A 229-nucleotide genomic window follows, 5' to 3' on the forward strand; every position below is an offset into this window, starting at 1 on the left:
TGAGTTTCCTGAGTCAACCTCTATGCCGCCAGAGGTGTGTCGGCGGCCGTGTTGATCTTGCCGTTGGCTTGGTGGGTGGCGGGGTCGTAGCAGGTTCCGTTGCGCCAGCATGCCCACATCACCCGGAGCCAGGATCGGGCGAGGATGCGGATGGCGTGGGGGTGTCGCTTCTTGCGGGCCCTGGCGTCGTTGTAGATCTTTGCGGCCCACTGGCTGCCGTGCCGGCTGT

Annotated in this window: 1 pseudogene; it reads right to left on the minus strand. The window is 65.1% G+C overall.

Annotated features, from left to right (window positions below):
* Window positions 1-20: 20 nt before the first annotated feature.
* A pseudogene (locus tag Q5762_RS39870) lies at window positions 21-229 on the minus strand (hypothetical protein); the annotation flags it as partial.

Origin of the sequence: Streptomyces sp. P9(2023), from assembly GCF_032436795.1 — a bacterium.
Taxonomy (GTDB): Bacteria; Actinomycetota; Actinomycetes; order Streptomycetales; family Streptomycetaceae; genus Streptomyces.